This is a genomic window from Blastococcus sp. CCUG 61487, assembly GCF_005222955.1.
Taxonomy (GTDB): Bacteria; Actinomycetota; Actinomycetes; order Mycobacteriales; family Geodermatophilaceae; genus Blastococcus.
Map to the genome: position 1 here is coordinate 684 of NZ_LWUA01000102.1, position 7,834 is coordinate 8,517.

At 74.1% G+C, this 7,834-nt stretch carries 7 protein-coding genes and 1 pseudogene; 6 read left to right on the top strand and 2 right to left on the bottom strand.

Annotated elements, in window-relative coordinates; translation table 11 throughout:
- Positions 1 to 496: pseudogene (locus A6V29_RS07035) on the top strand (hypothetical protein); the annotation flags it as partial.
- A 93-nt stretch (positions 497 to 589) separates the two neighbouring features.
- Entirely contained in the window at positions 590 to 2,836 is a 2,247-nt protein-coding gene (locus tag A6V29_RS07040; protein ID WP_212719093.1) for an arylsulfatase, read from the top strand.
- 30 nt (positions 2,837 to 2,866) lie between these two features.
- Here the strand turns inward: A6V29_RS07040 and A6V29_RS07045 are convergent, their stop codons facing one another.
- Entirely contained in the window at positions 2,867 to 3,295 is a 429-nt protein-coding gene (locus tag A6V29_RS07045; protein WP_137159651.1) for a DUF2795 domain-containing protein, read from the bottom strand.
- Positions 3,296 to 3,337: 42 nt separating this feature from the next.
- Entirely contained in the window at positions 3,338 to 3,547 is a 210-nt protein-coding gene (locus tag A6V29_RS07050) for a hypervirulence associated TUDOR domain-containing protein (RefSeq protein ID WP_137159652.1), read from the bottom strand.
- Between the two features lie 328 nt (positions 3,548 to 3,875).
- Between A6V29_RS07050 and A6V29_RS07055 the strand changes: the two genes are divergently transcribed.
- The 4 genes from A6V29_RS07055 (at position 3,876) to A6V29_RS07070 (ending at position 7,765) form a co-directional block, all read left to right on the top strand.
- The gene (locus A6V29_RS07055; RefSeq protein ID WP_137159653.1) at positions 3,876 to 4,667 is read left to right on the top strand and encodes a siderophore-interacting protein; all 792 of its coding nucleotides are present in this window, start codon (positions 3,876 to 3,878) and stop codon (positions 4,665 to 4,667) included.
- Positions 4,668 to 4,765: 98 nt separating this feature from the next.
- The gene (locus A6V29_RS07060; RefSeq protein ID WP_137159654.1) at positions 4,766 to 5,488 is read left to right on the top strand and encodes a response regulator transcription factor; all 723 of its coding nucleotides are present in this window, start codon (positions 4,766 to 4,768) and stop codon (positions 5,486 to 5,488) included.
- Positions 5,485 to 7,032 carry a sensor histidine kinase gene (locus A6V29_RS07065; RefSeq protein WP_137159655.1) on the top strand — a complete coding sequence of 516 codons (1,548 nt, stop codon included), beginning with the start codon at positions 5,485 to 5,487 and terminating at the stop codon, positions 7,030 to 7,032. The genes A6V29_RS07060 and A6V29_RS07065 overlap by 4 nt, the downstream gene beginning before the upstream one ends.
- 22 nt (positions 7,033 to 7,054) lie before the next feature.
- The gene (locus A6V29_RS07070) at positions 7,055 to 7,765 is read left to right on the top strand and encodes a PaaI family thioesterase (protein ID WP_249933080.1); all 711 of its coding nucleotides are present in this window, start codon (positions 7,055 to 7,057) and stop codon (positions 7,763 to 7,765) included.
- Positions 7,766 to 7,834: the final 69 nt, after the last annotated feature.

Here is a 7,834-nt window from a genome sequence, read left to right on the forward strand (position 1 = left end):
GGCCGACGCCGCCATCGCGGCAGTCGGCCGCACCAACACCCGAGCCGATGCCGCCATCGCCGCCGTGGATCGCACCAACGACCGGGCCGATGCCGCCATCTCCGCCGTCGGGGCGACCTCCGCCCGCGCCGGCGCCCTCGTCGGCCAGGCGGAGGGCCTGGTCGGGCGGGTGGAGCCGCTGCTGGCCGACTACGAACCGGCGCTCGCGGCACTGTCACCGTCGGTCCGGCGGCTGGCCGCCACCCTGGAGCCCGCCGAGGTGGAGGCGCTGGTGACCCTCGTCGACCGTCTCCCCCGGCTCGTCGAACACCTCGACGACGACGTGCTGCCGGTCCTGGAGTCCCTCGGGAACGTCGGGGCCGACGTGCACGACCTCGTGGACATCGTCCAGGACGTGCGGCAGGTGGTGAAGGGCTTCCCCGGATCCCGCCTCTTCCGCCGCCGCGGGGCGGAGGAGATCGCCGAGGAGGAGGCCCGGGAGGACGCGGAGGGCTAGCACCACAGCGGGGTCACAACGGTCTGACCAGGGACTATGGGTTGTCACCGCTGATAGCGTCCGCGCATGGTGACGCCAGCAGGGGACTCTGGGATGAGGATCGGCCGGACCATCGCGGAGTCGGTGCCGCACTGGCCGGCACCGGTGCGGCCGCCGGCGGGGCGCACGAACGTGCTGGTCGTGCTCCTCGACGACGTGGGCTTCGGTGACTTCGGCTGCTTCGGCTCCGAGATCGCCACCCCGGTCATCGACAGGTTCGCCGCGGCCGGTGTCCGGTACACCGGGTTCCACACCACCGCGATGTGCTCGACCACCAGGTCGGCGATGCTCACCGGCCGGAACCACCACGACGTCGGGATGGGCTGCCTGGCGAACTTCGACTCGGGCTTCCCCGGCTACCGCGGCAAGATCGCCGGCGACGTGCCGACCCTCGCCGAGCGGCTGCGCGACCACGGCTACCGCAACTACATGGTCGGCAAGTGGCACGTCACGCCGCTCACCGAGACCGGGCCGACCGGGCCGTTCGACGGGTGGCCGCTGGGGCGCGGGTACGACCGCTTCTACGGCTTCCTCGACGCCGAGACCGACCAGTACTCACCCGAGCTCGTGCAGGACAACAGCCACGTCACCGCGCCGGGCACCTACGAGACCGGATACCACCTGACCGAGGACCTGATCGACCACGCGATCACGTACGTCACGAGCCACGAGGCGGCGACCCCGGACACGCCGTGGCACATGCTGCTGGCTCCCGGCGCCTGCCACGCGCCGCACCAGGCGCCGCGAGACCTGATCGACCACTACGCCGAGGTCTTCGCGAAGGGCTGGGACCGCACCCGCAGCGACCGGCTGGCCGCACAGGTCCGGCTGGGCATCGTGCCGGCCGGGACCGAGCTGCCCCCGCGCAACGACGGCGTCCGGCCGTGGGACGACCACACCGCCGACGAGCAGCTCCTGTTCGCCCGCCTCGCGGGGGCCTACGGGGCGATGCTGGCGCACTTCGACCAGCACCTGGGACGGCTCGTGGCCACGCTCGAGGCGACCGGGCAGCTCGAGGACACCCTGGTGATCATCACCTCGGACAACGGCGCCAGCCAGGAGGGCGGACCGCTGGGGTTCGTCAACGCCATGGGGCCGTACAACATGGTGGCCGAGCCGATGGAGCAGAAGCTCGCCCGGCTCGAGGACATCGGCGGCCCGGACACGCACTCGAACTTCCCGCACGGCTGGGCGATGGCGGCCAACACCCCGCTGAAGCGGTACAAGCAGAACACCCACGGCGGTGGCGTCCGCGACGCCCTCGTCATCGCCGGGCCCGACCGGCTGGTCGGCCGGGAGCAGGCGGGCACCCTGCGGCACCAGTTCTGCCACGTCGTCGACCTCGCGCCCACGGTGCTGGACCTGCTCGGGATCGACGCCGCCGGCGAGATGACCGGTGTCAGCTTCGCCGGCACGATCGCCCGGCCGGACGCCGACACCGGCAAGACGGTCCAGTACTTCGAGATGTTCGGCCACCGGGGCATCTGGCAGGACGGCTGGAAGGCCGTCGCCTACCACGCCCCCGGCACCCCGTTCGACGACGACACGTGGGAGCTCTACGACCTCGCGAACGACATGAACGAGGTGCACGACCTCGCCGCCGAGCAGCCCGAGCGGCTCGCCGCGCTGCAGGCCCGTTGGTGGGAAGAGGCGGCGGCGAACAAGGTGCTGCCGCTCGACGACCGCTTCGGGGAGCGCTTCGCCGAGAACGCCGCGCGGCACGCCGGCACCCGCACCCGGTTCACCTTCTGGTCGGGCATGGGCCACGTGCCCAGCGACGTCGCCCCCGATCTGCGCAGCCGCAGCTACCGGATCACCGCGCACGTCAACCCGTCGGGCGGCCGCGGCGCAGCCGACGGCGTGCTGATCGCCCACGGCGACGCGACGTCGGGCTACTCGCTGTTCGTCCGGGACGGGCACCTCGTGCACGACCTGAACATCGGCGGCACCCACCAGGTGGTCACCTCCGACCGCCCGATCCCGCCGGGGGCCACCACCCTCGGCTTCACCATGGAACGACGCGGCGAGGGGCCCTTCCCGCACGGCACGGGCACGCTGCTGATCGACGGCGAACCGGCCGGGACGATGGAGACCGACCAGATCTTCTGGCTGATGATCTCGTGGTCGGGCCTGGACATCGGCCTGGACCGCGGGACGACGGTGGCCGACTACGACGGGACCGGGCGATTCATGGGGCCCTACGCCTACACCGGCGACCTGGTGCGGGTCACGGTGGACCTCACGGCCGACCAGGAGGTCGACCACGAGGGAGCGGGCGCCGCCGATCTCGCCAGGGAGTGACGGCGCCCGCGCCTCAGGACGGAGGTCCAGTCACTCGGTGGGATAGCCCAGCGCCCGGACGACGTCGCCGATCTGCTCGAAGGTCTCCCCCTCGGGCAGCCGCCCGAGCTCGGCCACCACGGCGTCCGGCGCATGGTGGTCCCGGGCGGCCTCGACGAGATCGGCGCGGCCACCGGGGAACGGCGCGCGAGTCAGCCAGCGGGCCAGCTCGGAGCGCGCCTCGACGGCGTCCTCGGTCATACCGACCGGCACACCCCCGGTGAGGGTGCCCGCGGGGTCGGCGTCGATGTCCGGCTCGCCCTCGGCGACCGGCTCCACCTCCCGCCACTCCTGGGCGCGGGTGGCCCGCTCGGCCTTGAGCATGCCCTGGACCTCGTGCTCGAGTTCCTCGTCGAGACGCGGGCTGTGCTTGGTATTGCGTGCGCTCGCGCCGGTGTGGGCGTCTCCGGACTCGGTCACGTCGTCTCCTGTCTGTCGCCCGGCGGGAGCCGGGTGGTGCGGTCAGTCCTTGTCGAGCGCGGAGGGTTTGTGCACGGCCGTCCGGCCGCTCTCGTCGCTCCTCACCTCGTACTGCGGGTCGTCCTCGCTCGCCCGAACCTGCCGGCCGGAGGCCTTCGTGTCCGAGGTGATCGTCCGTTCGACGGTCCCCTCGGCGGTGCTGCCATGGCTCTGCCAGGTGACGTGGTCACCCTTCTCCAGGTGGTCGGCCATGCCGGGCTCCTTCGTCGGACGAGGCTCCTCGGACGGGCGAGGACTGCACCTGCCGTGCCCTCGCCGCGGTACCGGCACACATGCCGAAGCGACCGGGTCTCGATCACCCGTTCGGGACCGGACCTCACCCGTGCGGGCGCTGGCACGAGCCCGGTCGTCACGTAGCGTCGTGGAAGACGGAGGTCGAGGGCATGTCCGCGCCGGTCAGCCCCGGAATCGTGACTACGCAGCGTCATCCGCCTCCGCCCCTGATCGCCGGCCCGGTCGACCCCATTCCCCCGGGGACGGCCGGGCCGGCCCATGCCGGGCAGCACTACGCTGGACCGCCGTGAGCTCCCCCGACGGCCCCGCCCCCGACGGACTGCGCGCCGTCGACGTGCTGACCGTCACGGCCGTCACCGACGTGACGCCGTCGGTCCGCCGGGTGCTCCTGACCGGCAGCCCGGACGCCGTCGCCGCCGCCGGCCCGACGGTGAACCTGCTGGTGCCCCGGGTGGGGGACGACGCACCCCGCTGGCCCAGGATCCAGCGGGACGGCCGGATCGTGTGGCCCGAGGGCAGCCACGGCATCGCGCTGCGCAGCTACACCGCGCGCCGTCAGGACCCGGCCGCCGGTGAGCTCGAGATCGACTTCGTGCTGCACGGCGACGGCCCGGCGGCCGCCTGGGCGGGGGCCGCCCGCCCCGGCGCCCTGCTCGGCGTCGCGGGCGCGGCGTCGCTGGCCGAACGGCCGGCCCGCTGGGTGCTCATGGTCGGCGACGAGACCGCACTGCCCGCGATCACCCGCCTGCTCGCCGCCGCCGATCCCGCGACGACCGGCGTCGCCTACCTCGAGGTGGCCGGGCCCGAGGAGGAGCAGCCGCTCGCCGCCCCGCCCGGGGTGGCGGTGCACTGGCTGCACCGCGACGGGACGCCGCCGGGGGAGAGCACGCTGCTCGTGGACGCCGTCGCCGGGCTCGACCGCCCGGAGACCGACGACCTCTTCGCCTGGGTCGGGGCGGAGTCCGCAGCGGTACGGGCCATCCGTGCCGACCTGCGCGGGCGGTGGGGCCTGAGCCGCGCGCAGCACCACGCGATCGGCTACTGGCGCCGGGGCCGCGCCATGTCCCCCGCCGGCTGACCCCGCACAGGGGGTTCACAGGTAGCGTCCAGTCCGGCGGCAGCCCGCGCCGTCACCCTGGAGGCATGACGGCACCCGCTCGTTCGACCGGAGGATCCGTGGCCGGAAGTCAGCAGACGCGCTCGCCGGAGGCCCGGCTGCTGGTGGTGGACGACGAGCCCAACATCCGCGAGCTGCTGTCGGCCAGCCTGCGCTACGCCGGCTTCGAGGTGACCACGGCCGCCGACGGCCAGCAGGCGCTCGCGCTGGCGGAGTCCTTCCGCCCGGACCTGCTCGTGCTCGACGTGATGATGCCGGGCCTGGACGGCTTCGGCGTCGTCCGCAGGCTGCGCGACTCCGGCCGGCGCACCCCGGTGCTCTTCCTCACCGCGCGGGACGCAGCCGAGGACAAGGTGTCGGGGCTGACCCTGGGCGGGGACGACTACGTCACCAAGCCGTTCAGCCTCGACGAGGTCATCGCCCGCATCCGCGCGGTGCTGCGGCGGACCACTGGATCGCCCCAGGCCGCCGACGCGCCGCGGCTGACCTTCGCCGACATCGAGCTGGACGAGGAGACCCACGAGGTGATCAAGGCGGGGCAGGTGATCAGCCTGTCCCCCACCGAGTTCAAGCTGCTGCGCTACCTCATGGCCAACGCGGGGCGCGTCCTCTCGAAGGCGCAGATCCTCGACCACGTGTGGAACTACGACTTCAACGGCGACGCGAACGTGGTCGAGTCCTACATCTCCTACCTGCGGCGCAAGATCGACACCACCGAGCCGCGGCTGCTGCACACCATCCGCGGGGTCGGCTACACCCTCCGCCTGCCGCGGGGAGCATGAGCGCACCCTGGCTCGCACCCGCCGGCAGCGGCCCGCGGGTGCCGCTGCGGGTCACCCTCGTGGCGCTGCTCGTCGCCCTCGTCGCGGTCGGGCTGGCCGCGACCGGGTTCGCCGCCACCTCGCTGCTCACCCACTACCTGCAGGACCAGCAGGACGAGGAGCTGCGCGCGAACGCGGAGAGCATCGCGACCAGCCCCCGCTGGGCGGCCACCTTCTGCGACAGCGGTAGCCGGTACCCCTCCGCGGAGCTGGTCGGCTGCCTGCTCCCCGCGCGGGGGGAGGTGCGGGTGTTCGCCGGCCCGCTGCAGGACACCGACCGGCTGCCCGACTTCGACCGGGTCGCCGCCCTGGCCGGGAAGCTGGGCAGCGGCAGCGCCGGGGCCCGGCCGGAGGCCGGGGACCAGCTGGCGTTCTCGGTCCGCGCCGACGACGGCAGCACCGTCTGGCGGATGGTCGCCGTCGGCCTCCCGGACGGCAACGCCGCCCTGTTCGGCAGCGACCTGACCGCCGACGAGAAGGTGATCACCCGCCTGGTGCGCATCGAGATCGTCGTCGGGCTGGGCGTGCTCACCGTCCTCGCTCTCGCCGGGTACGCGCTGGTGCGCAACAGCCTGCGGCCGCTCGCCGAGGTGGAGCGGACCGCGCAGGCCATCGCCGCCGGCGACCTCTCCCAGCGCGTGCCGGCCGGCGACGAGCGCACCGAGGTCGGGCGGCTGTCCCAGGCCCTGAACGGCATGCTCGCCCGCATCGAGAGCGCCTTCCGGGCACAGCAGGCCTCCGAGGCCGAGGCGCGGGGCTCCGAGGAGAAGATGCGCCGGTTCGTGGCCGACGCCAGCCACGAGCTGCGCACGCCCCTGACGTCGATCCGGGGCTTCGCCGAGCTGTACCGGCAGGGCGCCGTCCGGTCCGACGAGGAGATCACGCACCTCATGGCCAGGATCGAGGCGGAGGGCGCCCGCATGGGGCTGCTGGTCGAGGACCTGCTGCTGCTCGCCCGGCTCGACCAGCGGCGGCCGCTGACGCTCGCGCCGGTCGACCTCGCGCAGATCGCCGGCGACGCCGTCCACGACGCGCGGGCCGTGCAGCCGGACCGCCCGATCGGGCTGCACCTGGACGAGTCGCTCACCGACGCCCCCGTCGTCCTCGGGGACGAGGGCCGGCTGCGCCAGGTGGTGGGCAACCTGGTCACCAACGCGCTCACGCACACGCCGGGGGACGCCCGGGTGACGGTCTCGATCGGTGCCGACGCCGACCCCGGCGTCGTCCTGCTGCGGGTGAGCGACGAGGGCCCGGGCATGGATGCCGACGACGCCCGCCGGGCCTTCGAGCGGTTCTTCCGCGCCGACGCGGCACGGGCGCGCAGCGGTGATGCGGCCGGCGGCACCGGGCTCGGGCTGGCCATCGCCGCCTCGCTGGTCGAGGCGCACGGCGGCACCATCTCGCTGGACACGGCCCCGGGGCGCGGGGCGACGTTCACCGTGGCCCTGCACCGCAGCGGCCCTCCCGCGGTCGAGCCGGACGGGGCCACCGACCAGCCCGGCTGAGCCCGCCTGTCACCATTCGAACGTGACTTCGAACGACGGCGGCACGGGTTCCGACGCCGACCTGATGACCGCGACGACCGACCTGGGCGCCGCCCTCCGCGAGCTGATCGAGGCGTCGGTGACCACCAGCGAGCCCGCCGGCGAGGTGGCCGCTGCTGCGGAGCTCGTGCGCGCCGCCACCGCCCGCATCGCCGGCAGCCGCCGCCCGGCATCGCAGCTGCCCCGCCTCGACGACCCGTCCGAGGGCCTGCGCGTGTTCAACCCGGTCACCGGCATCGCCAACCCGCTCGCGCCCCCGCTGGTCGTGCGGCGCGAGGGCGACGGCGTCGTCGCCGAGACCACCCTCGGGCTGGCCTACGAAGGCCCGCCGACCTTCGTGCACGGCGGCATGAGCGCCCTGTTCATGGACCAGATGCTGGGCAGCGCCGCCGGCGCCGCGGGCCTGTGGGGCATGACCGCCCACCTGGAGCTCGACTACCGCGGCCCGCTGCCGCTGGAGACCCCGCTGGTACTGCGCGCCCGGGTCGAGTCGCACGAGGGGCGCAAGGCCTTCATCACCGGCACGATCGCGCTGGCCTCCGCCCCGGAGGAGATCCGCGTCGAGGCGCGCGGGCTGTTCATCATGCCGCGTCCGGAGAAGCAGGCCGCCTACTTCGGCGCCGTCACCGACGCGACCGGCCGGCACGCTCCGCCGCGCCGCCCCGGGGACGCCACCGCGCTGCAGCAGGACTGAGCGCGGTGGACGACGTCGCCGTCGCCGCCCGGGCCGCCCGCGCGGCGGCCGACGTGCTCCTCGGCCTCC

Bases quoted from the DNA above. Each gene is read 5' to 3' on its own strand.
- A6V29_RS07040 (WP_212719093.1), top strand. From the start codon at position 590: ATGAGGATCGGCCGGACCATCGCGGAGTCGGTGCCGCACTGGCCGGCA.
- A6V29_RS07050 (WP_137159652.1), bottom strand. From the start codon at position 3,547: ATGGCCGACCACCTGGAGAAGGGTGACCACGTCACCTGGCAGAGCCAT.
- A6V29_RS07065 (WP_137159655.1), top strand. From the start codon at position 5,485: ATGAGCGCACCCTGGCTCGCACCCGCCGGCAGCGGCCCGCGGGTGCCG.